The organism is Sphingomonas sp. (genome assembly GCF_040398505.1).
Lineage (GTDB): Bacteria > Pseudomonadota > Alphaproteobacteria > Sphingomonadales > Sphingomonadaceae > Sphingomonas.
On sequence record NZ_JBBATX010000011.1, the window covers coordinates 17,529 to 41,944 of the forward strand.

The window sequence follows — 24,416 nt, forward strand, 5'->3', positions numbered from 1 at the left end:
AGCGGGGGCGACCGGCCGGTGCCTGTGACGGGCGATGTCCGCGACGTGCCATTATGCGTAATCCTTAATCGACCAAAGTACCGTTCGTCCCCGGGCTAGATCCGGGGTTGTCGAAGCACCGTCCGCAACAGGCGCGGTCTTACGTGTTGAGAGCTGCCAATCGACAGGCTCAGGGCGAACGGAGAAGGGTGGTCGAGCCATTATTCTTCCTCATCCGAATACGCGAAGGGGTCGGTCGTGACCGGCTTGGTAGGCAAAGGTGGGCGGGGCAGGGCCTTGTCGGCATTGGCTGCATTGACCAGGAACGACGCGAGGATGATCGACGCCTGGCGCATGTCATTGCCTCTCAGGTGATCGAACGTGTCGATTCCCGAATGATGGACGCGGCTGTCGTAATCGAGCGGGTCTTGGATGAACTGGAATCCGGGCACACCGACCGCCTGCATGAAGACATGGTCGGTGCCGCCGGTCTTGCGGATCACCACGTCCTTCGCCCCCATCGGCGCGAACGGGCTGAGCCATTCGCGGAAGATCGGCACGACCGCGGGATTGTTCTCGACATAGATGCCGCGCACCTTGCCCGCACCATTGTCGAGGTTGAAATAGGCCGCGAGATCGCCCCAGCCGGGCTTGGGGGTGATCGGCCAGCGGTTCGACCAGCCCTGATACAGCGCGAGACCGCTGAGCTTGGGGTCGCTCGGGCTGCCGCGCGTCGCGAGATGGCTTTCGACGTAAGCGAGCGAGCCGAGTAGCCCCTGTTCCTCGCCCGCCCACAAAGCGAAGCGGATCGTCCGCTTGGGGCGGATGCCGGTCTTGGCGATGATCCGTGCGGCTTCCATTACCATTGCCGATCCCGCGCCATTGTCGGCGGCACCATCGCCCGCCACCCACGAATCGAGATGCGCGCCGGCCATCACATAGCCGGCCTTGGGGTCGGTCCCCGGAACCTCGGCGATGATGTTGTACGCATTGCGGTCGCTATCGTCGAAACGCACGTCGCTGTTGATTTCTACAGTCGGGGCCGGGCCGATCTTGGCGAGCCGCGCGAGCCGTCGGTAATCCTCCGCCGCGATCTGCACGCCGGGGAGCGCAGGCGTGTCGCCGACGCCGAAGGTATAGCCCTCGCCGCTGACCAATTTGCCGTCGCGATACGCCATCGTCGCCATCGCGACCGCGCCCTCGACTTTCAGGAAGGCGTCGAGCTTCTTGGCGAAATCAAGCCGCTTCATCCGCCGGTCGGCGGCTTCGGGATCATAGGTCGGCTGCTGATACTGGTCGAGCTTGGCGAGCTCCTCGCCGGTATAGCGCTTGAACGCGGGCTCGGCGGGTTCGGAGCCGGAATCGGGCAGCGTGACCAGCACGATCTTGCCCGACAGCTTGCCGCGCCACTTATCGAAATCGCGCTCGCGCGTGATCGGCGCGATGATGACGGGTGCCGAGATCGTGCCGTTGGTTCCGGGGGTCCAGGCGATCGGGATCGCGGTCAGCTGCACCGGTCGCGGCGACACCATCCGCACGCTGGAGGAGACGATGGACCAGCCGCGTCCGAAATCGAACGCATCCTTGTGGATGTTCTTCAGGCCCCATTCGGCGAACTTGGTCTGCGTCCATGCCTCGGCCAGCCGCATTGCGGGCGAATTGGTCATCCGCGGGCCGATCGTGTCGGCGAGATGCTGCGCGGTCAGCATCACTTCGCTGTGCGTCGTGCCTTCGTCGATGATCCGCGCGGTCTGCGTGCGGTCGACCGACTGTGCGGCAAGCGGCGTTGCGCTGAGCGTCACGGCAGCAGCGGTGGCGAGAAGCAGGAAACGACGCATGGCGGAACCCCCGGATGAAAAAGCGATCATGCCGCCGTCGGTATGCGCCGCGCGGCGCGCGTGCAAGGGCGGGGTGCAGCGATCGGGTTCAAGGGGTTGGTGTTATCCGTTGACATGGCGCGGTGCGGTCGGCATTGGCACACCTCGCTTTTCGGGAAGCGGGCCTGATGGACAGGTGGCCGAGTGGTTAAAGGCAGCAGACTGTAAATCTGCCGGAGTTTCTCCTACGTAGGTTCGAACCCTACCCTGTCCACCAACATGTACCGAGAGTCGCAGAACTCCGGGATTGTGGCTGATTTCTGCGGCCCCGCTACTGGCTCTGGTACAAAAAAGCGGTACACATGGCGGTCAGGATGGCACGACTCACTCGCAACACATCAGGCCGCTGGGCTGCTCAGAAGGTCGTCCCTGCGGACGTGCGGGCTGCGTTCGGGCAGAGGGAGGTCAAGCGCACTTGGGATGCGGCGCTGACCGCCGGACAGGCCAAGGCCACCATGGCCGTTTGGCTGGCTGGGATCGAGAACCGCATCGCTTCCCTGAGGCTTATCGCTGCGCCGTCGGAGGCGACCACCGCCATGGCCCTCTCTCAACGGGACTGTCGGGCGCTCGCGGGGGTCTGGTATGACGACCTGAAGGGCCGATATGAAGCCAACCCCGGCGATGCCGAGGGCTGGGAGGCCATGCAGGATGAGGCCATTCCCGACGAGACCACAGAGACATATGACATGACCGCTGAGGAAGCCGAGGCGCTGCCCCTGCGGGTGTCGCCATGGGTCCGTAAGGAAGCCGTGTCGCTCTTGGCAAGCCGGGGGCTTAGGCTCACCTCCGAGACCACCGACAGGGTACTGCAGGAGATGGCTGGGCTATCGATGCAATTCGCAGGATTGATGGTGAGCCGAGCGCGCGGCGATTGGTCCACCGATGCCGTGCCAGACAGACTCCCCCGTTGGCAGGAGTCAACTGCGGCAAAGGCTGACAGAGGCCCGACCATCACCGAATTGTTTGATCTGTACGTCAAAGAGCGCAAGCCGAGGGAGGCGCCTCCCGGGTCAACTCTCAACGGAAATCAACAGCCGCGCGGCCCGCCCTCTGATCACCCACAAAATATTGATCTAAAGCAGTTTTTGCCGAAGCGCGTGCGCGCTATTTGCGCGTCGCAGCGGGTCCGAACGAGGCGTGCGACGACGGCCGGGCCGCCCGGTGGGGGCGGGGCGGACGAAGCGCTTAAGTTACAGGAATAAAACGGAAATCTGCGCTTGCCTCAGGCGGCGGGCGGCTGCCACAATTCGATGGCATTGCTCTCGGGATCGTGGGTGCGCGCAAATGTGCCGATGCTCGGGTCGTCCCATTCGGCTTTGGTTTCAACGGCGATCCCCGCCGCTCGCAGCGCCGCGATCAGCGCGTCGATTTTCGACACGCGCAGATTGAGCATGAACTGTTTGTCGGCGGCGAAATAATCGGTGTCGGCCTTGAACGGCGCGAACACGACCGGCCCGCCTTGCGTCTCCCACGACCATTCGTCGGGCGTCGCACCGGGGGTCGAAACGCAGCCCGCGCCGATGCCGAGATGGGTCTTGTACCACGCCGATAGCGCCTCGGGATCGTTACTGCGAAAAAACAGTCCGCCAATTCCGAGTACCGGCATGTCGCGTCCCCCTCAGGCTGCGTCGGTCATCCTCTCACCTGCCGCCGCGCCAAGCAAGCGCCGTTCGATCGTCTTTAGCCGCGTGGCGGCCGCAATTTTGTCGCCGGTCAGATCGGTCAGATAGAAGGTATCGACCGCGCGCTCGCCGTACGTCGCGACATGCGCCGAATGGATCGTGACCTTCGACTGGAACAGTGCGTGCGCCAGTTGGTGGAGCAAAGCCGGCCGGTCGCGCGCGTTGATCTCGATCACGGTGAAGCGGTTGGAGGCCTTATTGTCGATCAGTACGTTGGGCGCGATCGCGAACGCCTCCGCGCGGGGGCGGGGGAGGGGTTTCGCCATCAGCCGGTCGATCATCTTGCCGCGATTGGCGAGCGCATCCTCGATCGCGTGCTTCAACCGCGCGAGCTGCGCCGCCTCCGCAAACGGGCGGCCGTACGGATCCTGCACCAGGAAATTGTCGAGCGCCATGCCGTCGCGCGTGGTGTGGATCCGCGCATCGATGATGTTGCCGCCCGCCACGCTGATCGCGCCGGCGATCCGGTAGAACAGCCCCGGATGATCGGCGGCATAGATGGTGACAAGGGTTGCCCCGCGTTCGGGATAGACTTGCGCGGCGATCGATAGCTGCGCCTCCCCGGCGTCCGCGATCAGTTGCGCATTGCGCGCGATGACGTCGTCGGGCTCGGCGACCCAATAGGGTTCGGGCAAGCGCCGGATGAGGTGCTCGAACGCCGCCGCATCCCAGCCGAGCATCGCCTGCAACGCTTCCTGCTTCGCGGCGATGCGCTCGCCGCGCCCGCGCTGCTTGTGCCCCAGCCGCAGTACTTCCTCGGCGGATTCGTAGAGGTCGGACAGCAATTGCCGCTTCCATCCGTTCCACACGCCGGGCCCGACCGCGCGAATATCGACGACGGTCAGCGCCAGCAGCAAGCGCAGCCGCTCGGGGCTTTGCACAATCTCGGCGAAATCGAGGATCGTCTTGAAGTCCGACAGGTCGCGCTTGAACGCGGTGGCCGACATCAGCAAATGCGCGCGCACCAACCAGGCGACCGTCTCGGTCTCGGCAGGCGACAGGCCGAAGCGCGGGGCAAGACGATGCGCAACCTCCGCGCCGAGCACCGAATGGTCGCCGCCGCGGCCTTTGGCGATGTCGTGCAGCAGCACCGCGACGTACAGCGCACGGCGCGACACGATTTGCTTGAGCACGGCCGAGCAGAGCGGATGATCGGCATCAAGGTCGCCACGCTCGATCTGGCTGAGCAGGCCGATCGCGCGGATCGTATGTTCGTCGACGGTGTAGTGATGATACATGTCGAATTGCATCTGCGCGACAACGCGGCCGAAATCGGGCACGAAGCGGCCGAACACTCTGGCTTCGTTCATCCAGCGCAGCACGGTTTCGGGGTCGCGGGGCGAGGTCAGGACATCGAGGAACAGCGCGTTGGCGCTCGGGTCCTGCCTTATGTCGTCGGCCAGCTTCGCATCACGCGCCGCCGCCCGCATCGTCAGCGGATGGATTTCGAGACCGTGCTTGTCGGCCAGCGCGAACAGTTCGAGCAAGCGCACCGGTTTGACGCGGAAGAAATCGTCGCTTGGGATCGCCAGGCGGCCGCGTTCGACCACGAAACCGTTCAGCTTGCGCGGTGCACGTCGCAACATCGGCAGCCCGAAACGCCGTCCGCGCGCGGCAAACTTCTGGTCGAGATGCGCAAGAAAAACCCCCGTCAAATCCCCTGCGGTGCGCGCCTGCAGGAAATAATAGTGCATGAAGCGCTCGACCTTGGATTTGCCGGGCCGGTCGGCAAAGCGCATCCGCTCGGCAATTTCGCGCTGCAAATCGAAGGTCAGCCGGTCCTCGGCGCGCCCGGAAATGGCGTGGAGGTGGCACCGCACCGCCCACAGGAAATTCTCGGCGCGGTGGAATTGGCGATACTCGTCGCGGCTGAGCAGGCCCGCCTCGACCAATTGCGCGGGTTCGCTGACATTATAGGCATATTTGCCGATCCAGAAGAGCGTGTGCAGATCGCGCAGGCCGCCTTTGGCTTCCTTGACGTTGGGTTCGACGACGTAGCGCGTGTCGCCCATCTTCTTGTGGCGCACGTCGCGCTCGGCGAGTTTGTCGGCGATAAATTGGCGCGCGGTTTCGGCTTGCACCTCGCTCTTGAAGCGCCGCGCCGCCTCTTCGTACAGCGCGGTGTCGCCCCACACGTAGCGCGCCTCGAGCAGGGCGGTACGGATCGTCACGTCGCTTTTTGCCTGGCGCACCATTTCGTCGAGCGAGCGGCTGCTATGGCCGACTTTCAGCCCGAGGTCCCACAGCGCATAGAGCATCGTCTCGATCACTTGCTCGGTCCAGCCGGTCTGCTTCCACGGCGTGAGAAACCCGATATCGAGATCCGAATAGGCCGCCATCTCGCCGCGCCCATAGCCGCCGACCGCGATGATCGTCAGCCGTTCCGCCGCCGTCGGATTGCCGTTGGGATACAGCCGCTGGACGGTGAAATCGTAGATCAGCCGCAGCAATTGATCGGTCAAAAACGCCTGCGCGGCCGCTATCTCCAGCCCGCGTGAGGGATGTTCGATCAAGCGCCGCGCAATCTCGGCGCGTCCCGCCTCCAGCCCGGCTTTAAGCACGGCGGTGGCACCCGCGCGCAACGCGGCCTTGTCGCCCTCAAGCGCGGCGAGCGTATCGGCAAGGCCGCGCCGGTCAATGATCGCACGGCGCTGGGGAACGGAGTCGAAGCGGGAGGACATTGCAGGGAGATAGGGCGTGTGGTGCGATCCGTCACCCCGCTTGACGCGTCCGGTCGGATCGACAAGGTTCGCGTCATGGCCAGACCGCCCCGCCGCCAGATCATCCAGATGGGTGGCTTCCCCGCGGTAAAAACGGGTGCGCCGTCGCCTTATGCTGATCTCTATTATTGGGTGATGGAGATGAGCTGGCCGTGGTTCGTCGCGCTCGTCTCGGCGAGTTTCGTCGCGATCAATCTGGTGTTCGGAAGCATCTACGCGTTGCTCCCCGGCGCGATCGGGACGATGGAACCCGGGTCGGTGATCGACGGTTTCTTTTTCTCGGTCGATACGCTCGGTACGGTCGGCTACGGCGTCATGGCACCCGTCACGCGGCTCGGCCACGCGATTGCGGCGGTCGAGATTTTGATCGGGCTGTTCTTCTCGGCGACGATTACGGGCCTCATCTTTGCGCGCTTCGCCCGGCCGCGCGAGAGCCTGATCTTCAGCGACGTCGCGGTGATCGGCCGCTATCTCGGGCGCCGCGCGCTGATGGTCCGCGTCGCCTCGAAACGCTCGCGCCCGCTCGCGGAGGTTACTGCGCAATTGAGCTGGCTCGAAACGATCCACCAGAGCGACGGCCGCACCTTCCGCCGCTTGACCGAGCTGCCGCTGGTGCGCAGCCAGAACCCGATGCTCGGGCTTGCCTGGACGTTGGTGCATTTGCTCGATGACGACAGCCCGGTGCTGGCCGCGCTTGACACCCCGGCCGACCGTTTCATGCTGACGCTGTCGGTCGGCGGGATTGACACGCTGCTCGCCAGCCAGTCGCTGGGCGGGAAACGCTATGGGCGCGAGGACGTGCGCATCGACCATGAATTCGTCGATGTGATCAGCGACGAGAATGGCGTGACGCATCTCGATTTGCGACGGCTGCACGACACGGTGGCGAGCGTTCCGGCTGGTGCGGCGCTGTTGGAGGTCGACGAAGCCCTGATAGTTTAGTCGCAGGATTCGGGATGACCTGCCCACGCGGGAATGGTTGGAGCGCGGCATGACCGATCGCCACCATCCACTCGACCGTCCCGTGTGGAATGCGCTTACCACCCGGCAGGCGGATTTGGCGCTCGGCGACCGCCACGCAGTGCGCTTCCGCCCGGCGGTCAATCTGTTTGCGGCGGGCGCGGATCAATCGCCGGCGAGTCTTGCGGCGCTTGCGGGCTTTGCCGCCGATTTGCCGGACAGTGCGACGATGGGTCTGGTCGAGGCCACGCCGCATGCCACCGTGCCGGGGACACGAATTGTCTCGGCCACGCCGATCGACCAGATGGTGCTTACCCGCCTCGACGCGCGGAATCGGCAAGTTCCGCATGTCGCCTTGGGCGCGGCCGATGTCCCCGCGATGCTGGCGCTAACCGCGCTGACCGTGCCCGGCCCTTTCTTTGCCGAGACCTATCGCCAGGGCGACTATATCGGCGTGTACGAGGCGGGGCAGTTGATCGCGATGGCAGGGCAGCGCATGCGACCGCCGGGGTTCACCGAGGTGAGTGCGGTCTGCACCCATTCCGACTATCAGGGCCGCGGCCTTGGGCGCGCACTGATGGAGGCCGTGATAGCGCCGATCCTCGCCCAGGGCGAGGCGGCGTTCCTGCATTGCTACCCCGACAACCCGGCGCGGGGCCTGTATGAAGCGCTCGGCTTCCGGTATCGCGCGACGATGACCTACACCGTGCTGTCGCGCGACAATGCCTTCAGCCGATAGAGCGTTTCGAGCGCCTCGCGTGGCGTGAGCGCATCGACATCGAGTGCCTCGACCTCGGCGCGAATGCCATCGCATTCCGCTTCCGCCGTTTCCATCGCGGCGGCGAACAGGGGCAAGTCGTCGAGCCCCGCCGCGAGCCCGCCGGTCTTGGCGCGCCCGGCCTCCAGCTTCGCCAGCACCGCTTTCGCGCGGGCGATCGTCGCAGGCGGCAGCCCCGCAAGCCGCGCGACGGCAAGGCCATAGCTGCGGTCGGCCGTGCCTTCGCTCACCTCGTGCAGCAGCACCAGCTCGCCCTTCCATTCGCGCGCGCGGACATGGTGCAGCGTCAGCGCGTCGCAACGTTCGGCGAGCCGCGTCAGCTCGTGATAATGCGTCGCGAACAGACAGCGGCAGCGATTGTCGTCATGGATCGCCTCGACCACCGCCCACGCGATCGCAAGGCCATCATAGGTCGAGGTGCCGCGCCCGACTTCGTCAAGGATGACGAAGCTGCGCGGCGTCGCTTGCGCCAGGATCGCGGCGGTCTCGACCATCTCGACCATGAAGGTCGATCGCCCGCGCGCGAGATTGTCCGACGCACCGACGCGGCTGAACAGCCGGTCGACCAGCCCCAATTTGGCGGCGGTCGCGGGGACATAGCTGCCCGCCTGCGCCAGCACCGCGATCGCCGCATTCTGCCGCAGGAAGGTCGATTTACCGCCCATGTTCGGGCCGGTGACGAGCCACAGCCGCGACTGCTCCGACAGGCGACAATCGTTCGCGACGAAGCGTTCGCCGCGTTTTGCCAGCGCATCCTCGACCACGGGATGCCGCCCGCCGGTGATCTCGAAACAGGCGTGATCGACCAACACCGGCCGCGCCCAGCCGCCCTCGCATCCGCGCTCGGCGTGGCTCCCCGCGACATCGAGCCGTGCCAGCGCATCGGCGGTCGCGGCGACGCTTTCGCGCCGGTCGAGCGCGGCTTCGATCAAATCCTCAAGATGGGCGGCCTCCGCCGCCAGCGCATGCGCGCCCGCCTGTGTCACTTTGGCCGCGACCTCATGCAGTTCGGGCGCGTTGAAGCGCACGGCGCCCGCCATGGTCTGGCGGTGGGTGAAGCCGCTGTCGGGCTTCATCAACCCATCGGCAAAGCGCGCGGCGACCTCGATATGATAGCCGAGCACGCCGTTATGGCGGATTTTCAGCGCGGCAACGCCGGTCCGCGTGCGATACTCGGCCTCAAGCGCGGCGATCGCGCGCCTCCCACCGGCACCGGCATCGCGCAGATCGTCGAGTGCTGCGTCATAGCCCGGCGCGATGTAACCGCCATCCGACGCATCGATCGGCGGCGAGGCGACGAGCGCGCGCGTCAGCAGGTCGATCAGCGCGCCATGCCCGCGCAGTGCCGGCGCGAGCTCGGCGAGCAGGGCAGGGGGCCGGTCAATCTTATCGAGCCGTTCGCCGAGCCGCCATGCGCCGTCGAGCCCGTCGCGGAGTTGCCCGAGATCGCGCGGGGATCCCCGCCCCGCCGCGAGCCGCCCGAGCGCGCGGCCAATGTCGGCCAGGCTCCGCAGCGTTCCCCGCAGCGATTCGCGCAACCCCGAATCCTCGGCGAGCAACGTCACCAGATCGAGCCGCGCCTCGATCCGGCTGCGATCCATCAGCGGCGCGCCGATATCGGCGGCGAGCAAGCGCGCGCCCGCCGCGGTCACGGTACGGTCGACCGCGTCGAGCAGACTGCCCTTGCGCGCGCCGGTCGTGGTTTGCGTCAGCTCCAGACTCTCGCGCGTCGCGGCGTCGATCGCCATTTGCTGCGCCGCCTGTTGCAAACGCGGCGGGCGCAGGAACGGAATAGCGCCCTTGGCGGTATGATCGAGATAGGCGACCAGACCGCCCGCCGCCGCCAGCGCGGCGCGGCTGAACTGCCCGAACCCGTCCAGCGTCGCGACGCCGTACAGATCGCGCAGCCGCACTTCGCCGCGCGCACTGTCGAACTCGGTCTTTGGACGAAGCATCGTCGCCGCCTCGCCAAAGGCGGTCGCTTCCGACGCAATCGTCTCGGCGGGTGCAAGGCGCGCCAGCTCCGCGCCGAGCCCCGCTGCATCGCATTCGATCAGCTCGAAACGTCCGGTCGAAATGTCCGCCGCCGCCACGGCCACGCCGCCGCCTGCCTCGCCGATCGCGACGCACCAATTGGCGGTGCGGGCATCGAGCAGAGCCTCCTCGGTCAGCGTCCCCGCCGTCACCACGCGGACGATCGCGCGCGACACGAGCGTCTTGCCGGCGCGTTTCTTGGCCTCAGCGGGACTCTCGGTCTGTTCGGCGATGGCGACGCGGTGTCCGGCCTTGATCAGCCGCGCGAGATACGCATCGGCGGCATGGACCGGCACGCCGCACATCGGGATCGGCGCGCCGTCATGCTCGCCGCGCGCGGTCAGCGCGATGTCGAGCACGGCGGCGGCAATCTTCGCGTCATCGAAGAACAATTCGAAGAAATCGCCCATCCGGTAGAAGAGCAGGCAATCGCGCGCTTCGGCCTTCAGCGCCAGATATTGCGCCATCATCGGGGTGGGGGCGGGGACGAGCGTCATCCCAGCCGGATACCGCTCGCGCGCCCGAAAGGAAACTGCGTCAATCGGGCGCGTCGAGCAAAGCAACCGCGAGCGCAGTCCGCGCCGCGGCCGGCGATTATGCTGCGGGCGTCTCATGTCAGGCAAGGATGGACAGGAGAGACATTATCGGTTACTATTAGGAAGTAGGTGCCAAAACATATGGTACTTACCCCGAGGAAACCACTATGGCCGTCTTGCGCGACTATCCCGCCGGTCTCGACCCGCGCCTCACCGATGTGATCGGGCGCGTGGCGGACAAATGGACGATGATGGTGCTTGACGTGCTGTCCGAGCATGGCGAGCTGCGCTTCTCGAAGCTGGCGCACCTGGCGACCGGGATCAGCCAGAAAATGCTCACCCAGACGGTGCGCCAGCTCGAACGTGACGGGCTTGTTATCCGCACGATCCACCCGGTGATTCCCCCAAAGGTCGAGTATCGCTTGACCGATCTCGGCGTCAGTTTGGCCGAGGCGTTCCGCGGCGTTTGGGTGTGGGCGGCGCACAATGTCGACCGCATCGCCGCATCGCGGCGGCATTACGATACCCGTAGCGGCGATTAGGGACGTTCCCATCGCCGCCATCTCTGCTTAAGGCAGCTCGCTACAGGAGGCCCCATGTCCGAAGACTCCAACGTCCAATTTTCTGAGCGCGAGGCGCTGCTGTTCCATTCCGAGGGACGGCCCGGCAAGATCGAGATCATCGCGTCCAAGCCGATGGCGACGCAGCGCGATCTCGCGCTGGCTTATTCGCCCGGTGTCGCGGTGCCCGTGCTCGCCATCGCTGCTGATCCGAGCCTCGCTTATGATTACACCGCCAAGGGCAACCTCGTCGCGGTCATTTCCAACGGTACCGCGATCCTGGGCCTCGGCAATCTCGGCGCGCTCGCGGCCAAGCCGGTGATGGAGGGCAAGGCGGTTCTGTTCAAACGCTTCGCCGATGTCGATGCGATCGATATCGAGCTGAAGACCGAAGATGCCGACCGGCTGATCGATGCGATCGAGTTGATGGAGCCAAGCTTTGGCGGCATCAATCTTGAGGACATCAAGTCGCCCGAATGCTTCATCATCGAACAGGCGCTGCGCGCGCGGATGAACATTCCGGTGTTCCATGATGACCAGCACGGCACCGCGATCATTTGCGCGGCGGGCCTGATCAACGCGCTGTTCCTGACCGGGCGCGACATCAAGGACACTAAGGTCGTGATGAACGGCGCGGGTGCGGCAGCGATTGCCTGCGCTGAGCTGATCAAGGCGATGGGTCTGCCGAGCGACCAACTGACGATGATCGACCGGACCGGCATCATCTATCAGGGCCGCGCAAATGTGAATCAGTGGCAGTCGGCGCATGCGGTGAACACCACCAAGCGCACGCTGACCGAGGCGCTCGACGGCGCGGATGTGTTTATCGGCCTGTCGGCAGCGGGCGCGCTTCCTGCCTCGGATTTGCTCAAGATGGCACCAAAACCGATCATCTTCGCGATGGCCAATCCCGATCCCGAGATCACCCCGCCCGAGGCGCGCGCGGCGCGCCCCGACGCGATTATCGCGACCGGGCGGTCGGACTATCCGAACCAGGTCAACAACGTCCTCGGCTTCCCGTTCATCTTCCGCGGCGCGCTCGACGTGCGCGCGACGACGATCAATGACGAGATGAAGATCGCCGCCGCCAAAGCGCTCGCCGCGCTTGCGCGCCAGCAAGTGCCCGAGGAAGTCGCGGTCGCTTACGGCGTGCGCCACACCTTCGGCCCAGAATACATCATCCCCGCGCCGTTCGATCCGCGGCTGATGGAAATCGTGCCGGTGGCAGTCGCCAAGGCCGCGATGGATTCGGGGGTCGCGACCAAGCCGATCCTCGATCTTGAAGCCTATCGCCAGCAATTGAAGGCGCGGCTCAACCCGACCACGTCGGTGCTGACGCTCGCTTATGAAGGCGCGCGCGCACACCCCAAGCGCGTGCTGTTTGCCGAAGGCGAGGAAGAAGTGGTGCTGCGCGCGGCGATCGCCTTCAAGGATGGTGGTTACGGCACGCCCGTGCTGGTCGGGCGCGACGACGTGCCCGATCGGCTGCGTGCCTTGGGTGTCACCGATCCCGAAAGCTACGAACTGCACAACAGCCGCAATTCGCCGCTGGTGCCGCGGATGGTCGATTTTCTTTATGGTCGGTTGCAACGCCGCGGCTATTTGCGGCGCGATTGCGAGCGGATGATCAACCAGGATCGCAACATCTTCGGCGCGGTGATGCTGCAGCTTGGCGAAGCCAACACGATGATCACCGGCATCACGCGCACCTATGCGCACACGATGCGCGAGATCCGCAAAGTGATCGATCCCGAGGCCGGGCGCACCCCGTTCGGCATTCATTTGATGGTCGGGCAGACGCACACCGTGTTCATGGCCGACACCACGATCAACGAGCGGCCCAATGCCGAGGAGCTGGCCGATATCGCCGAGGGGACCGCGCTGGTCGCCAAGCGCATGGGCCACGAACCGCGCGTTGCTTTTTTGAGTTATTCGACCTTTGGCAATCCCGAGGGCAATTGGCTCGACGATATTCGCGCGGCAGTAAAGGTGCTCGATGCGCGCAAGGTCAGCTTCGAATATGAAGGCGAAATGGCGCCCGACGTCGCGCTCAACCCCAAGCAGCTCGCCAATTATCCGTTCGCGCGGCTGTCGGGTCCGGCGAACGTGCTGATCATGCCGGGGCTGCAATCGGCCAATATCTCGGCCAAATTGCTGCGCGAGCTGGGCGGGGATGCGGTGATCGGGCCGATGCTGATCGGCATGGAGAAAAGCGTCCAGATTGCGCCGATGACGAGCACGGCGAGCGAGCTGGTGACGCTCGCGGTGCTCGCGGCGGGCGGAATCGCGCGCTGAGCCTTGATCTGCCGACGCTATCTAAACCTACGTTTCTTGCTGATGATTCCCGCGTAGAGTAGTTAGCGTGACATGGGGTGGTTCGACCGACTGCAGACGTTCATGACGCACGGCTTGTACCAGCTTTGGCGGCCTGAGCCGGTGTTCCTGCACGTCGCATCGGATGGGCTGATCGCGGCGGCATATTTCGTCATCCCGTTTGGAATCTTGAGTTTCGTCAGGCGTCGGGATGGCCTTGAACCGGGGCAGCGTTCGGCCGCCATCTCGTTCGCGGCGTTCATCGTCTTGTGCGGCTTTACCCATGTCGTGAGTATCCTGACGGTATGGTATCCGTTTTATGTTGTCGAAGGCTGGCTGAAGGCAGCGACGGCGGCCTTTGCGGTTATGACGGCGTTTCGGGTGCTGATGGTCGTTCCGCAACTCGTGGTCTTGCCCTCGCCCAAGAAGCTACAAGAGGAAATCGACCAGCACCGCGTCACCCTGGCCGAGCTCAGCGCAGCCCGCGCCGAACTCGCGCTCCGCGTGCGCGCCACGGAAGACGAATTGTACGAGGCCGAGCAAAATTTCGCGCAGACCGACAGTCTGCTCGAGGCAGTGATCAATTCCATTCCAGGGTTGATTTACGCGAAGGATCTTTCGGGCCGCGTAACGATGGCCAACCAAACCACGCTCGAAGTTATCGGGAAACCGTGGGCGGCGGTGCAGGGGCGCACCGATCTGGAGTTTCTGGACGACAAGCAGCAGGCAGCGATCGTCATGGAAAACGATCGGCGGGTGTTGGAGACCGATCGCGTGCAGGAAGCCGAGGAACTCGTCGATCATCCCACCACGGGGACCCGGATCTTCCTTTCGACCAAGCGTCCCTTGCGCGATACGTCGGGGGTTGTGCGCGGCGTGGTTGGCATGTCGCTCGATATTACGGACCGGAAGCGCGCAGAGGCGCAGATCAACCAGACGTCACGCGTGTCCGCCATGGGCGATATGGCAAGCGCGTTGGCGCACGAACTCAATCAACCGCTCGGCGCGATCTCGATGTATCTGGAGGGCGTCAAGATCGCGCTCCAGCGCGATACGCCTGTCCATCCTGCGCTCAAGCCGGTCGAACTTGCGCGCGAACAATCGTTGCGCGCCGGCGACATCATCCGCCGCTTGCGCGCGTTCGTTTCGGGCGGCGACAGGATCAGGCAATCCGAAAGCGTGGCAGCCGTCGTGGACGACGCGTGCCGGCTTGCATTGCTGGGTTCGGATGACGCCAATATCCAGACCGTGATCGAGCACGAATCGCGCGACATCTTTGCGGGGATGGACAAGATTGAAATTCAGCAGGTTGTCGTCAATCTTGTGCGCAACGCGATCGAATCGACTTCGGCGCAGGGCAGAAACACGATCACCATTCGCACCGGTCGGGATGCCCAGTCGCGCGCTTGCGTATCGGTGGAGGATGCCGGCTCCGGCTTTACCGATGCGACCCGCGCTATCCTGTTTGAACCGTTCAAAAGCACCAAGGGGACAAAGGGCATGGGTGTGGGCCTGTCTTTGTCCCGAACCATCGTGGAATCGCATGGCGGCACGATCCGCGGCGACACCAACCCGCACATCGGCTCGACCTTTTCGTTCTCCCTTCCGCTCGCGCCGCAGGAAGCCGCCGTATAATGCCCGACACTTCGATCTATGTCATCGATGATGATGAACCGACCCTTCGGTCCTTATGCTATGTGCTCGAAATCCTCGGCTACAATGTCACCGGCTTCGGGTCGGCCACCGCCTTCCTTGAACAATGGTCCGAAGCGGCAGGCGGGATTCTGATATCCGATATCCGCATGCCTGACCTGGACGGAATTTCGCTGGCCCGCCGCTTGCGCGATCGCGGCGCGTCGTTGCAGATCATTCTCGTGTCTGGCCACACCGATGCGATGATCCGGCGCGAGGCGATCGACGCAGGCGCCGCGGTCGTCCTGGAAAAACCGTTCGAAATCGCGGTGCTCATCGCCGAGCTCGAGTGCCTGGCGTAGCGATCGCCGCGCACGATACCACTCTGGAGCGCACCAAACCGACGAACCTTTTGGCGGTATGGCTCGTTCAGGCGGTGCAGGCACCATTGTCATGCGGGGGGTGGTTCCACGATGCCAGACGTCACTTCGGTGCTCGACCATTACGATATCATCCTGCGGCCCGATCCCGCGCGCACGGTGGTGCGCCCGTTCGATCTTGAATACCCCGAGAAATTCCGGGGCGTCGGGCATAGCCGCGTCGCGGCGATCGTCGCTCGGATCCTGTCGCTCGACGATGCGGCGCTGGCGGTCGCGCAGGCGCGAATCGTCGACTCGCTCGACGCGAGGCACCGCGATGTCGATGCGATGCTGCTGCGGCGCTATACCGAGGTTGCAGCTGCTCTGCCCGCGCCGCCGACCGCGCGCGAGGACCAAAAGCGCTTGATCGGCGCCTATTTCAGCGCGGAATTTTCGTACGAAGCCGCCGCCTTGTTCAACCCGAGCGCAGTGCTCGCGCCCGATCAATCGCGCGCACCCGACGGCGGCGTGCGCTTCGTGCTGTCGTTGCGCGGGATCGGGGAGGGCCATGTCTCCTCGGTCGCGTTCCGCACCGGCAGCTGGACGCCGGGATCCACGCTGACGATCGATCCGCCGAGCCTCGTCGCGGTCCCGCCGATCATCGAGGGGACAAGCGTCGACGCCGGGGCGGTTGTCCACCTGCATTGCGGCGGTGCGCACGAGATTTCGGAGACGGTGCTGTTCCCGGTGCTGACGAGCCAACGTCAGGGGATCGAGGATCTGCGGCTTGTTTTGTTTACCGATGATGACGGCTCGACAATGTATCACGGCACCTACACCGCGTTCAGCGGCGCCGACGCGCGGCCCGAATTGCTGTCGGGCAAGGACTTTCACAGCTTCGAAATGCGCGCGCTGACGGGCGATGCGGCGGGCGCCAAGGGCATGGCGCTGTTCCCGCGCCGCGTCGGCGGTCAGTTCGTCATGCTCGGGCGGCAGGATAGCGAAAGCATCTGGCTGCACCGTTCGGACGACATTCTCCACTGGGCGGGCGGCGGAAAGATCGTATCCCCGCGCTACCCGTGGGAGTTCGTGCAGATGGGCAATTGCGGCTCGCCGATCGAGGTCGACGAAGGCTGGCTCGTCTTCACCCATGGCGTTGGCACGGTGCGCAATTACTGTGTCGGCGCGTGCCTGCTCGACAAGGCCGATCCGTCGAAACTGCTGGCGCGCACACCCGAACCGATCCTGATGCCCAGTCCGGCCGAGCGCGACGGTTATGTCCCCAACGTCGTCTATAGCTGCGGCGCGCTCGCGGTCGGGCGCGACATCCTGCTGCCATACGGCGTGGCGGACAATTTCACGGGCTTCGCGTCGACGACCGTCGATCGGCTGCTCGCCGCGATGGAATAGCCGGTCAGCCTTCATAAAGGTGCGGGCGCGCCTATATCTGAGTCATGGACGCGCTCCCCGATCTCGGCCCCCAAGGCCCGCTCTATCTGCTGATTGCGGGTGTCGTTGCGACCATGCTCCTCGCGCGGCGCATTCCGGTATTGGGACGGTTGCTATCCTTCGCGGTGACGGCGGGGGCGATTGTGATCGTCACGCTGCTTGTTGCGGAGCGCGCGCAGTTCGACCCGACGTTCGCGTCGGTGGCGCAGCGCTTCTCGCTTGGCGGGCAGCAGGTCGTCGGCAGGGAAATGCGCGTGCCAATCGCATCCGACGGGCATTTCTGGGTGCGCGTGAAACTCGGCAACATCGAACGGCGGATGCTTGTCGACAGCGGGGCGACGGTCACCGCAATTTCGGCCGATACCGCAGCGCAAGCCGGGATCGAGCCCAACGCTAGCCTGATGCCGGTGGTGATGCAGACCGCCAACGGATCGGTCACCGCGCAGGTGGCGGTCGCGCCGGAACTGCGCATCGGTAACGTCGTCGCGCGCGACCTGCCCGTCGTCGTCTCGCCCGCATTCGGCGACATGAACGTGCTGGGGATGAATTTCCTCTCGCGCCTGAAGTCGTGGCGGGTCGAGGATGGCGTCCTCATCCTTCAGCCGCATCATCCGCAGGGGGCGCGGGTATAACCCAGGATGCGTCCCCTCCCTGGAAGGGAGGGGTCGGGGGTGGGTTGGTATGAGGCGGGTACAGCGTTCGAAAACGAGCCGACCCACCCCCAGCCCCTCCCTTCCAGGAAGGGGAGCACGTCACCCTACGCGTCGATGCTCGTTCCCAGCGCCGCATGGACCAGCCCGCCATCGACGGTGATCGTATCGCCGATCACATAATCGCCCGCGCGGCTGGCGAGATAGATCGCCGCACCCGCCATATCCTCGTCCACGCCGATGCGCTTGGCCGGGATGCTCTGTGCGATCGCCGAGCCATGGTCGCGCGCCGCCTTGTTCATCTCGCTGGCAAAGGCACCCGGTGCGATCGAGGTGACGTTGATATGGTCGGTCACCAGCCGTGCGGCCATGCGCTTGGTCAGATAGATCAACGCCGCCTTCGACGCCTGATAGCTATACGTCTCCCACGGGTTGAGCCGCTGGCCGTCGATCGAGGTGATGTTGATCACCTTCGCAGGCTGGCCCGCGCTCGCGGCGGCCTTGAGTGGTCCATGCAGCGCTTGCGTCAGGAAGAAGGGCGACTTGACGTTGAGGTCCATGACCTTGTCCCAGCCCTTTTCGGGGAACGCCTCGAACGGCTCGCCCCACGCGGCGCCGGCGTTGTTGACGAGAATGTCGAGCCGGTCGGTATGTTCGGCAAGCTGCGCGGCGAGCGCCTTGCAGCCCGCGACGGTCGAGACGTCCTGCGGCAACGCGATGCACTTCTCGCCGAGTTCCTTGGCGGTTTCGAAGCACGCGTTGGCCTTGCGGGCCGAGATGTAGACCGTCGCGCCCTGCGCGATAAAGCCCGCCGCGATCATCTTGCCGATCCCGCGCGAGCCGCCGGTGACGAGTGCGATACGGCCGTCGAGACGGAATAAGGTGGTGGTGTCCATAAATTCTCTCCTTCTTCTTTTTGCTCCCCTCCCGCTCGCGGGAGGGGCTGGGGGAGGGCCTGTTGATCGGGTCTGGGACGCTACATCCCCTTCCGTAAACGGGAGGGGAGCTTAGGTCCCTCTCCCCGCCAGCGGGGAGAGGGAGAAACTCTCATCCCCCCCGCTTGATCGTCTCGCGCGCGATGATGATTTGCTGGATCTGGCTGGTGCCTTCATAAATCCGGAACAGCCGCACGTCGCGGTACAGCCGCTCGATCCCGTAATCGGCGATATAGCCCGCGCCGCCAAAGATTTGCACGGCGCGGTCGGCCACGCGCCCGACCATTTCGGACGCATAATATTTTGCCGCCGCTGATTCCATCACGACGTCCTTGCCCGCATCCTTTGCCGCCGCGGTTTCGAGCACGAGCGCGCGCGCAACCAGCGATTCGGTCTTCGAATCGGCGATCATCGCCTGGATCAATTGATGCTCGGCGATCGGCTTGCCGAACTGCGTACGTGTCGTCGCATAGGCAACGCAGTCGGCGATCAGGCGCTCGGCGACGCCGACACACACCGCCGAGATGTGCAAGCGCCCGCGATCGAGCACGCGCATCGCGATCTTGAAGCCTTCGCCCTCCGCGCCCAACCGGTTTTCCGCCGGCACCACGACCTCGTCGAAATTGACGTCGGCGACCTTGGCGCCCTTTTGCCCCATCTTCTTTTCGGGCTCGCCGATGCTGACCCCGGCGAGATCGCGCGGCACCAGAAAGGCGGAGACGCCGCGCGCGCCGGGGTCGTCGCCGGTGCGTGCCATCACCGTGAACAGATCGGCCTTGTCGGCATTGGTGATGTAGCGCTTCGTGCCGCTCAGCCGGTACGATTGTCCGTCGAACACCGCGCGAGTCTTTACCGCACCCGAATCCGATCCGACATCAGGCTCGGTCAGCGCAAAGCTGGTAATGATCTCGCCGCTCGCGATTTTCGGTAGCCACGCGGCCTTCTGCTCGGGCGACCCCGCCATGACGAGCCCCTGCGAGCCGATCCCGACATTGGTGCCAAAGGTCGAGCGAAACGCCGGCGTCGTCCGCCCCAGCTCGATCGCGACCTTGGCTTCCTCCAGCATGGTCAGACCAAGCCCGCCATATTCCTCGGCGATCGACAGGCCGAACAGCCCGAGCGCGCGCATTTCCTGCACCACATCGGCGGGGATCGCATCGGCCTCCTCGACCGCGGCTTCGAGTGGGCGGAGGCGTTCGGCGACGAAGCGGCGCACCGTGTCGATCAGCGCGTCGAAGGTTTCCGGGTCTAGGGCCATGCGAGTCTATCCGTTGGTTCGGGTCTTACGTCGCGATGCCCGATCTGCGCCGCGCTCGCAAACCCGAAATTCCAAAAATGCTCCCGTCCCTCGCATTGACCGCGCGTTCTGCCGTACTAAGGTGCCAAAAAAGATTAGGAGAGTAACATGCGGTTTGCGGGGAAGCGTGCCGTCGTCACGGGCGGCGCATCGGGGATCGGGCGCGCGACCGCGCTGCGATTGGAGTCCGAAGGCGCCGAAGTTTGGATTGGCGACATTGATGTTCCAAACGGGCAGGCGCTCGCCGAAGCCTCGAATGGCCGCATCCACTTCGTGCGCACCGATGTGATGCAGGTCGCCGACATCGCCGCGTTGATGCACGCGGTCGATGCGGCGGGCGGGATCGACGTGGTGTTCAACAATGCTGGCGCGGGCGGCGCGCGCGAGAAGATCGACGCGATCAGCGCCGAGGATTGGGACCGCACGCAGAATTTGTTGCTGCGCTCGGTCGCGATGGGCATCCGCTATGCCGCGCCCTTGATGATCGCACGCGGGACGGGCGGAGCGATCGTCAACACCGCCTCTATCGCTGCGCTCCAAACCGGTGCCGCGCCGACCGCTTATTCGGTCGCGAAGGCGGGCGTGCTGCACCTCACCACCATGGCGGCGGCTGACCTGTCGCAGCACAATATCCGCGTCAATGCCGTGTGCCCGGGCTTCATCACCACCAACATCTTCACCGCGTCGCTCGGCATTTCGGGCGAGAAACGCGATGCCGCCAATGGCATGATCGGCCAGTTGGCGGCGCAGGCCCAGCCGCTGCAACGCGCCGGATCGCCCGATGATATCGCCGCTGCGGTTGCCTATCTGGCGAGCGCGGATGCGAGTTTCGTGACGGGGACACATATCGTCGTCGACGGCGGCATGACGATCGGCCCGCGCCACAGCTGGGATCCGAACGCCCCCACGATGTTTTCGGCGCTGGAGGCGTTTGCGCAATGAGCGCGGGCGGCACGCTCGCCATCCCGGCACCCCGCAAACTGGGCGCGCGCAGCCGCTTTTCGTTCGGGCTCGGGTCGATCGCGTACGGCGTGAAGGACAGCGGCTTCGCGACGTTCCTGTTGCTCTTCTACAATCAGGTCGTCGGCTTGCCGGCGAGCCAGGTCGGGCTCGCGATCATGGCGGCGTTGATGGTGGAGGCGTTTGTCGATCCTTTGGTCGGCTATTTGTCGGATCACACGCGCGGGCGCTGGGGGCGGCGGCATCCGTGGATGTATGCCTCGGCGATTCCCGTCGCGATCGGCTGGATCCTGCTATGGAACCCGCCGCATTGGTCGCATTCGGCGACGTTGGTCTATGTCTTCGGCAGCGCGCTGCTGGTGCGCGTCGCGTTGTCGGCATTCGAGATTCCATCCTCGGCGCTCGGCCCCGAACTCAGCTCGGATTATGACGAGCGCACCAAGCTGTTTTCCTACCGCTATCTGTTCGGCTGGGGCGGGGGCCTTGCGATGCTGGCGCTGGCCTATGGTGTCTTTCTGGTGCCCGATGCGACACATCCGGTCGGCACGCTTAATGCCGACGGCTATTCGCACATGGCGTTCGTCGCGGCGCTGGTGATGGCGACCGCGATCCTCGTCTCCTCGCTCGGGCTCCATCACGAGATCGCGTATTTGCCCAAGGTCGCCAAATCGACCGAGACCTTTACCGAGCATTTCCGCGATTTCCGCCGGACCGTGTCGAACCGCGGTTTTCTGATCCTGATGGCGGCAGGGGTCTTCGCGTACACCGCGCAAGGCGTGTCGTTCGCGCTGTCGGTCTATATGTATCAGTTCGTCTGGCAGTTCGGCCAGGGCGACTATAACTGGCTGTCGCTCGCGCTGATGATCGGTGCGATCGGCGCGTTCTTCCTCGCGCCCGCGCTCACCAAGGGTGGGGACAAGCCGCGAATCGGCATGATCGCCTCCTTCGCCAGTGCGTCGCTGCTGGTCCTGCCCTATGTCTTGCGGCTGCTCGGCTGGTTTCCGGAGATCGGATCGCCCTATCTGTTGCCGCTGCTGCTGACGATTTTTTCGGCAAACACCGCGTGCGGGGTCTCGGCCTTCATTCTCGGCGCGGCGATGCTGTCCGATGTGGTGGAGGATTCGGAAGTGCGCACCGGCAAACGCTCCGAGGGCGTGTTCTTCGCGGGCGGCTTTTTCGTGCAGAAACTGGTCGGCGGGCTCGGCATCTTCATGGCGAGCGCGATTCTGGCGTTCGCCGCCTTCCCGCAAGGGGCCAAGCCCGGCCTCGTGCCGGTCGACACAATCGACCGGCTGACCTTGGTTTTCATCATGCTGGAGCTCAGCTTGTACGGCCTGGCCGGCCTATTCTATGCGCGCTTTCCGTTCGGCCGTGCCGAGCATGAGGTACGCCTCGCCCGTGGCCTTACCCCGCCGGCCTGACAAAGCCGCTCAAGACCCAGCCCGACCGGCACGGTCCGTCATAGGCGCGCGGCCCCGCGACCGACGCGGTGACGCCGCAATCGCTGGTCGGGGCATCGGCTGGCGGCACGACGACGCCTTGCCAGCGCTGATCGAGCGAGCGCGTACACAAGAACACCGTCGATCCCTCGTTCAACTGCGCGACTTCATCGGCTTCGGCAAAGGGCGCGGCGCGCAACGGGAGATAGCGTTCGCCCGTGGGGGACAAGTTCACCACCTCGCCAATACTGGCGCACGCGCGGAACGCGGGGCCACCTTCGCCAATGCGAACCGGTCTCACCCCCGGGGTCAGCGCAATCGCATTCGTTTGATACAGTTCGGCGTTGTTGGCGGGCATCCCCTCGCGCGAACACGCGGAGAGCAGCAGCAGGAACACCAGGGCGGGATTTTTCATGGATCGGTTCTTAGCGCCGGACATCGCGGTTGGCGAGCGGGCATCCTCCAAAGGTACGACCGCCCTGCGCTGCCATGGTCACCCATCGTACGTTCAACTCACTTCGTCGGAAAACGTTCCGCCAAGCGCCCGGTGGGGTTTTCAAGCCTGCTATGAGATGCTTTGACACATTTAACGAGTTCAAAAAGACCTCTGGGGGGTCCCATGACATTCCGTACTTTGGCAGCGCGATTCGCGCTGGTGGTTTCCTGCGCGCTCCTGACAGCGACTCCCGCCATGGCGCAATTCTGGCAGTGCGCGCCCTATGCGCGGACGATTTCGGGGATCGAGATCCGCGGCAATGCCAACACCTGGTGGGGCCAAGCCGCCGGTCGCTACGCCCGCGGCCACGCGCCGAAGGTCGGCGCGGTGCTCGCCTTTGCCGCGACTAGCCGGATGCGGCTCGGCCATGTCGCGATGGTCAGCGAAGTGGTGAGCGACCGTGAAGTTCTGCTGACGCACGCCAATTGGTCGCGTCGCGGCGGGGTTGAGCGCGATGTCCGCGCGATCGACATTTCCGAAAATGGCGATTGGAGCCTGGTCAAGGTCTGGTACGGCCCGCAGGGCGACCTCGGAACCTCTGCCTATCCGACCAAGGGCTTCATCTATGCCGACCGCGTCCCGTCCCGCGCGACTGGCGACGACCTGATCGAACGCGGCGCCATGGCACCGGTGGTGATGGCCGCGCTCGATCTGGGTGACGTGCGCTTCTGACAAGCGCGACCCGGACAGAATTTTACCTGCATACCCGTGTCCTTCCCGCGAAAGCGGGGACGCATCTCGTGCCGCTGGAGTTGGGTCCCGCTTTCGCGCGGATGACAAAAGCTATTGCGGGGATGACAAGGGGAGGGCTTTACGCCTTCCCCGGCGCAAAGGTCATCGCCACGCCGTTCATGCAATAGCGCTTGCCGGTCGGCTTTGGGCCGTCGTCAAAGACATGGCCGAGATGCCCGCCGCAGCGTCGGCAATGCACTTCGGTGCGCGAAAAGCCGAGCGTCGAGTCGACGCGCGTGCGCACGGCACCCGCAAGCGGCGCCCAGAAGCTTGGCCAGCCAGTGCCGCTGTCGAACTTCGTCTTCGACGAGAAGACCGGCAGCGCGCACCCCGCGCACGCAAACATACCCGCGCGATGCTCGTCGTTTAGCGGGCTGGTGAACGGCGTTTCGGTGTTTTCGTGGCGCAACACGCCGTACGCGGCGGGCGACAGCTTCTTTTTCCAGGCGGCATCGCTCAGCACCAGTTCAAACGTTTCGGGCGCGGCGGCGGTCGCGCCCTTGCAACCGAACAGGACGACGGCGGCAGCGCCGAGTCCGGATAGGGTCAGAAAAGCGCGGCGGTCTTGCATCGGGTCGGTCCTTATGGGCTGTGGACAGTATACGCAGTCGCGTTAACAAGAGTTACGCGCTGACCTGCACAAGAGATGCACCGCGCGGGAACCGGTCGCGGTTTCAAGCGATTCCGCCTGATGACGATGCAGCAACTCGATCCACCCTTGCCCGTCCACGTGCTCGACAAGGGCGCCGGGTACGCCTTTGCCGTGATCGATTACGGTCAGGAGCACAACCTTATCTGGGTGACCGCCATCACCGAAACCGGCGAAATCTGGTGCGCGCCCAATCCGCGCGTGCGGATGCAGGCGAACTGGACGATGGGGCGCGCAGCGCCGCCCGCGATCACCGGGCGCGAGCATGGCGCGTGTCCGGGCGCGAGCGAAGCGATCGGGGCGGAGGCAGCGTCCAAGCCCAACTGACCGGATCGTTACACAGTCGATTTGACGCTGGTTCGCGCCTTCCCCTGTTGCT

General features: G+C 64.8%; 21 protein-coding genes and 1 tRNA gene. 14 read left to right on the forward strand and 8 right to left on the reverse strand.

Annotation, left to right across the window (positions count from 1 at the left end):
- Positions 1-200: 200 nt before the first annotated feature.
- Complete coding sequence (locus tag ABWP09_RS02920; RefSeq protein WP_353203667.1) at positions 201-1,817, reverse strand: M20/M25/M40 family metallo-hydrolase; 1,617 nt, start codon at positions 1,815-1,817, stop codon at positions 201-203.
- A gap of 169 nt (positions 1,818-1,986) precedes the next feature.
- On the opposite strand from ABWP09_RS02920, the gene ABWP09_RS02925 reads away from it, so the two are divergent.
- Both ABWP09_RS02925 and ABWP09_RS02930 read left to right on the forward strand, forming a co-directional pair.
- Positions 1,987-2,073, forward strand: a tRNA-Tyr gene (locus ABWP09_RS02925).
- A gap of 97 nt (positions 2,074-2,170) precedes the next feature.
- Positions 2,171-3,058 (forward strand): hypothetical protein, encoded by an 888-nt coding sequence (locus ABWP09_RS02930; RefSeq protein WP_353203668.1) that lies wholly within the window; start codon positions 2,171-2,173, stop codon positions 3,056-3,058.
- Positions 3,059-3,078: 20 nt separating this feature from the next.
- On the opposite strand, the gene ABWP09_RS02935 is transcribed toward ABWP09_RS02930, so the two are convergent.
- Complete coding sequence (locus ABWP09_RS02935; RefSeq protein ID WP_353203669.1) at positions 3,079-3,462, reverse strand: VOC family protein; 384 nt, start codon at positions 3,460-3,462, stop codon at positions 3,079-3,081.
- Positions 3,463-3,474: 12 nt separating this feature from the next.
- The gene (locus tag ABWP09_RS02940; RefSeq protein ID WP_353203670.1) at positions 3,475-6,219 is read right to left on the reverse strand and encodes a [protein-PII] uridylyltransferase; all 2,745 of its coding nucleotides are present in this window, start codon (positions 6,217-6,219) and stop codon (positions 3,475-3,477) included.
- 75 nt (positions 6,220-6,294) lie between these two features.
- Here ABWP09_RS02940 and ABWP09_RS02945 point away from each other — a divergent pair, with 75 nt between their 5' ends.
- A complete protein-coding gene (locus tag ABWP09_RS02945) occupies positions 6,295-7,200 on the forward strand; it encodes an ion channel (protein WP_353203671.1) in 906 nt (301 codons plus the stop codon).
- Between the two features lie 49 nt (positions 7,201-7,249).
- The gene (locus ABWP09_RS02950) at positions 7,250-7,957 is read left to right on the forward strand and encodes a GNAT family N-acetyltransferase (RefSeq protein ID WP_353203672.1); all 708 of its coding nucleotides are present in this window, start codon (positions 7,250-7,252) and stop codon (positions 7,955-7,957) included.
- Here ABWP09_RS02950 and mutS read toward each other — a convergent pair.
- Complete coding sequence (gene mutS / locus ABWP09_RS02955) at positions 7,918-10,500, reverse strand: DNA mismatch repair protein MutS (RefSeq protein WP_353203688.1); 2,583 nt, start codon at positions 10,498-10,500, stop codon at positions 7,918-7,920. The genes ABWP09_RS02950 and mutS overlap by 40 nt on opposite strands.
- 233 nt (positions 10,501-10,733) lie before the next feature.
- Here mutS and ABWP09_RS02960 point away from each other — a divergent pair, with 233 nt between their 5' ends.
- From ABWP09_RS02960 to ABWP09_RS02985, 6 genes are all read left to right on the forward strand, one after another.
- Positions 10,734-11,108, forward strand: a complete 375-nt coding sequence (locus ABWP09_RS02960; protein ID WP_353203673.1) for a winged helix-turn-helix transcriptional regulator — start codon at positions 10,734-10,736, stop codon at positions 11,106-11,108.
- Positions 11,109-11,162: 54 nt separating this feature from the next.
- Positions 11,163-13,421 carry an NADP-dependent malic enzyme gene (locus ABWP09_RS02965; protein ID WP_353203674.1) on the forward strand — a complete coding sequence of 753 codons (2,259 nt, stop codon included), beginning with the start codon at positions 11,163-11,165 and terminating at the stop codon, positions 13,419-13,421.
- A 72-nt stretch (positions 13,422-13,493) separates the two neighbouring features.
- Positions 13,494-15,074 carry an ATP-binding protein gene (locus ABWP09_RS02970; protein ID WP_353203675.1) on the forward strand — a complete coding sequence of 527 codons (1,581 nt, stop codon included), beginning with the start codon at positions 13,494-13,496 and terminating at the stop codon, positions 15,072-15,074.
- On the forward strand, positions 15,074-15,433 hold the full coding sequence (locus ABWP09_RS02975; protein WP_353203676.1) for a response regulator: 360 nt from the start codon (positions 15,074-15,076) through the stop codon (positions 15,431-15,433). Before ABWP09_RS02970 ends, ABWP09_RS02975 begins: the two co-directional genes overlap by 1 nt.
- 111 nt (positions 15,434-15,544) lie before the next feature.
- Positions 15,545-16,840, forward strand: a complete 1,296-nt coding sequence (locus ABWP09_RS02980) for a glycoside hydrolase family 130 protein (protein ID WP_353203677.1) — start codon at positions 15,545-15,547, stop codon at positions 16,838-16,840.
- A 44-nt stretch (positions 16,841-16,884) separates the two neighbouring features.
- A complete protein-coding gene (locus ABWP09_RS02985; protein WP_353203678.1) occupies positions 16,885-17,511 on the forward strand; it encodes a retropepsin-like aspartic protease family protein in 627 nt (208 codons plus the stop codon).
- 125 nt (positions 17,512-17,636) lie between these two features.
- Here ABWP09_RS02985 and ABWP09_RS02990 read toward each other — a convergent pair whose 3' ends face one another.
- Positions 17,637-18,425 carry an SDR family oxidoreductase gene (locus tag ABWP09_RS02990; protein ID WP_353203679.1) on the reverse strand — a complete coding sequence of 263 codons (789 nt, stop codon included), beginning with the start codon at positions 18,423-18,425 and terminating at the stop codon, positions 17,637-17,639.
- Between the two features lie 151 nt (positions 18,426-18,576).
- A complete protein-coding gene (locus ABWP09_RS02995; protein ID WP_353203680.1) occupies positions 18,577-19,722 on the reverse strand; it encodes an acyl-CoA dehydrogenase family protein in 1,146 nt (381 codons plus the stop codon).
- Between the two features lie 147 nt (positions 19,723-19,869).
- On the opposite strand from ABWP09_RS02995, the gene ABWP09_RS03000 reads away from it, so the two are divergent.
- Both ABWP09_RS03000 and ABWP09_RS03005 read left to right on the forward strand, forming a co-directional pair.
- The gene (locus tag ABWP09_RS03000) at positions 19,870-20,703 is read left to right on the forward strand and encodes an SDR family NAD(P)-dependent oxidoreductase (protein WP_353203681.1); all 834 of its coding nucleotides are present in this window, start codon (positions 19,870-19,872) and stop codon (positions 20,701-20,703) included.
- The gene (locus ABWP09_RS03005) at positions 20,700-22,142 is read left to right on the forward strand and encodes an MFS transporter (protein ID WP_353203682.1); all 1,443 of its coding nucleotides are present in this window, start codon (positions 20,700-20,702) and stop codon (positions 22,140-22,142) included. The genes ABWP09_RS03000 and ABWP09_RS03005 overlap by 4 nt, the downstream gene beginning before the upstream one ends.
- On the opposite strand, the gene ABWP09_RS03010 is transcribed toward ABWP09_RS03005, so the two are convergent.
- Positions 22,126-22,575 carry a hypothetical protein gene (locus ABWP09_RS03010; protein ID WP_353203683.1) on the reverse strand — a complete coding sequence of 150 codons (450 nt, stop codon included), beginning with the start codon at positions 22,573-22,575 and terminating at the stop codon, positions 22,126-22,128. The two genes, ABWP09_RS03005 and ABWP09_RS03010, sit on opposite strands and share 17 nt — an antisense overlap.
- 204 nt (positions 22,576-22,779) lie before the next feature.
- On the opposite strand from ABWP09_RS03010, the gene ABWP09_RS03015 reads away from it, so the two are divergent.
- The gene (locus ABWP09_RS03015; RefSeq protein ID WP_353203684.1) at positions 22,780-23,328 is read left to right on the forward strand and encodes a CHAP domain-containing protein; all 549 of its coding nucleotides are present in this window, start codon (positions 22,780-22,782) and stop codon (positions 23,326-23,328) included.
- 139 nt (positions 23,329-23,467) lie between these two features.
- Here the strand turns inward: ABWP09_RS03015 and msrB are convergent, their stop codons facing one another.
- Positions 23,468-23,959: a peptide-methionine (R)-S-oxide reductase MsrB gene (gene msrB, locus ABWP09_RS03020; protein WP_353203685.1), complete on the reverse strand. Its 492-nt coding sequence runs from the start codon at positions 23,957-23,959 to the stop codon at positions 23,468-23,470.
- Between the two features lie 120 nt (positions 23,960-24,079).
- Here msrB and ABWP09_RS03025 point away from each other — a divergent pair, with 120 nt between their 5' ends.
- The gene (locus tag ABWP09_RS03025; RefSeq protein ID WP_353203686.1) at positions 24,080-24,364 is read left to right on the forward strand and encodes a hypothetical protein; all 285 of its coding nucleotides are present in this window, start codon (positions 24,080-24,082) and stop codon (positions 24,362-24,364) included.
- The last annotated feature ends 52 nt before the right edge of the window (positions 24,365-24,416 follow it).

What these genes read in the sequence shown, in the direction of transcription:
- ABWP09_RS02920 (WP_353203667.1), bottom strand. Translation starts at nt 1,817, where the DNA reads ATGCGTCGTTTCCTGCTTCTCGCCACCGCTGCTGCCGTGACGCTCAGC.
- ABWP09_RS02930 (WP_353203668.1), top strand. Translation starts at nt 2,171, where the DNA reads ATGGCACGACTCACTCGCAACACATCAGGCCGCTGGGCTGCTCAGAAG.
- ABWP09_RS02935 (WP_353203669.1), bottom strand. Translation starts at nt 3,462, where the DNA reads ATGCCGGTACTCGGAATTGGCGGACTGTTTTTTCGCAGTAACGATCCC.
- ABWP09_RS02940 (WP_353203670.1), bottom strand. Translation starts at nt 6,219, where the DNA reads ATGTCCTCCCGCTTCGACTCCGTTCCCCAGCGCCGTGCGATCATTGAC.
- ABWP09_RS02945 (WP_353203671.1), top strand. Translation starts at nt 6,295, where the DNA reads ATGGCCAGACCGCCCCGCCGCCAGATCATCCAGATGGGTGGCTTCCCC.
- ABWP09_RS02950 (WP_353203672.1), top strand. Translation starts at nt 7,250, where the DNA reads ATGACCGATCGCCACCATCCACTCGACCGTCCCGTGTGGAATGCGCTT.
- mutS (WP_353203688.1), bottom strand. Translation starts at nt 10,500, where the DNA reads ATGATGGCGCAATATCTGGCGCTGAAGGCCGAAGCGCGCGATTGCCTG.
- ABWP09_RS02960 (WP_353203673.1), top strand. Translation starts at nt 10,734, where the DNA reads ATGGCCGTCTTGCGCGACTATCCCGCCGGTCTCGACCCGCGCCTCACC.
- ABWP09_RS02965 (WP_353203674.1), top strand. Translation starts at nt 11,163, where the DNA reads ATGTCCGAAGACTCCAACGTCCAATTTTCTGAGCGCGAGGCGCTGCTG.
- ABWP09_RS02970 (WP_353203675.1), top strand. Translation starts at nt 13,494, where the DNA reads ATGGGGTGGTTCGACCGACTGCAGACGTTCATGACGCACGGCTTGTAC.
- ABWP09_RS02975 (WP_353203676.1), top strand. Translation starts at nt 15,074, where the DNA reads ATGCCCGACACTTCGATCTATGTCATCGATGATGATGAACCGACCCTT.
- ABWP09_RS02980 (WP_353203677.1), top strand. Translation starts at nt 15,545, where the DNA reads ATGCCAGACGTCACTTCGGTGCTCGACCATTACGATATCATCCTGCGG.
- ABWP09_RS02985 (WP_353203678.1), top strand. Translation starts at nt 16,885, where the DNA reads ATGGACGCGCTCCCCGATCTCGGCCCCCAAGGCCCGCTCTATCTGCTG.
- ABWP09_RS02990 (WP_353203679.1), bottom strand. Translation starts at nt 18,425, where the DNA reads ATGGACACCACCACCTTATTCCGTCTCGACGGCCGTATCGCACTCGTC.
- ABWP09_RS02995 (WP_353203680.1), bottom strand. Translation starts at nt 19,722, where the DNA reads ATGGCCCTAGACCCGGAAACCTTCGACGCGCTGATCGACACGGTGCGC.
- ABWP09_RS03000 (WP_353203681.1), top strand. Translation starts at nt 19,870, where the DNA reads ATGCGGTTTGCGGGGAAGCGTGCCGTCGTCACGGGCGGCGCATCGGGG.
- ABWP09_RS03005 (WP_353203682.1), top strand. Translation starts at nt 20,700, where the DNA reads ATGAGCGCGGGCGGCACGCTCGCCATCCCGGCACCCCGCAAACTGGGC.
- ABWP09_RS03010 (WP_353203683.1), bottom strand. Translation starts at nt 22,575, where the DNA reads ATGAAAAATCCCGCCCTGGTGTTCCTGCTGCTGCTCTCCGCGTGTTCG.
- ABWP09_RS03015 (WP_353203684.1), top strand. Translation starts at nt 22,780, where the DNA reads ATGACATTCCGTACTTTGGCAGCGCGATTCGCGCTGGTGGTTTCCTGC.
- msrB (WP_353203685.1), bottom strand. Translation starts at nt 23,959, where the DNA reads ATGCAAGACCGCCGCGCTTTTCTGACCCTATCCGGACTCGGCGCTGCC.
- ABWP09_RS03025 (WP_353203686.1), top strand. Translation starts at nt 24,080, where the DNA reads ATGACGATGCAGCAACTCGATCCACCCTTGCCCGTCCACGTGCTCGAC.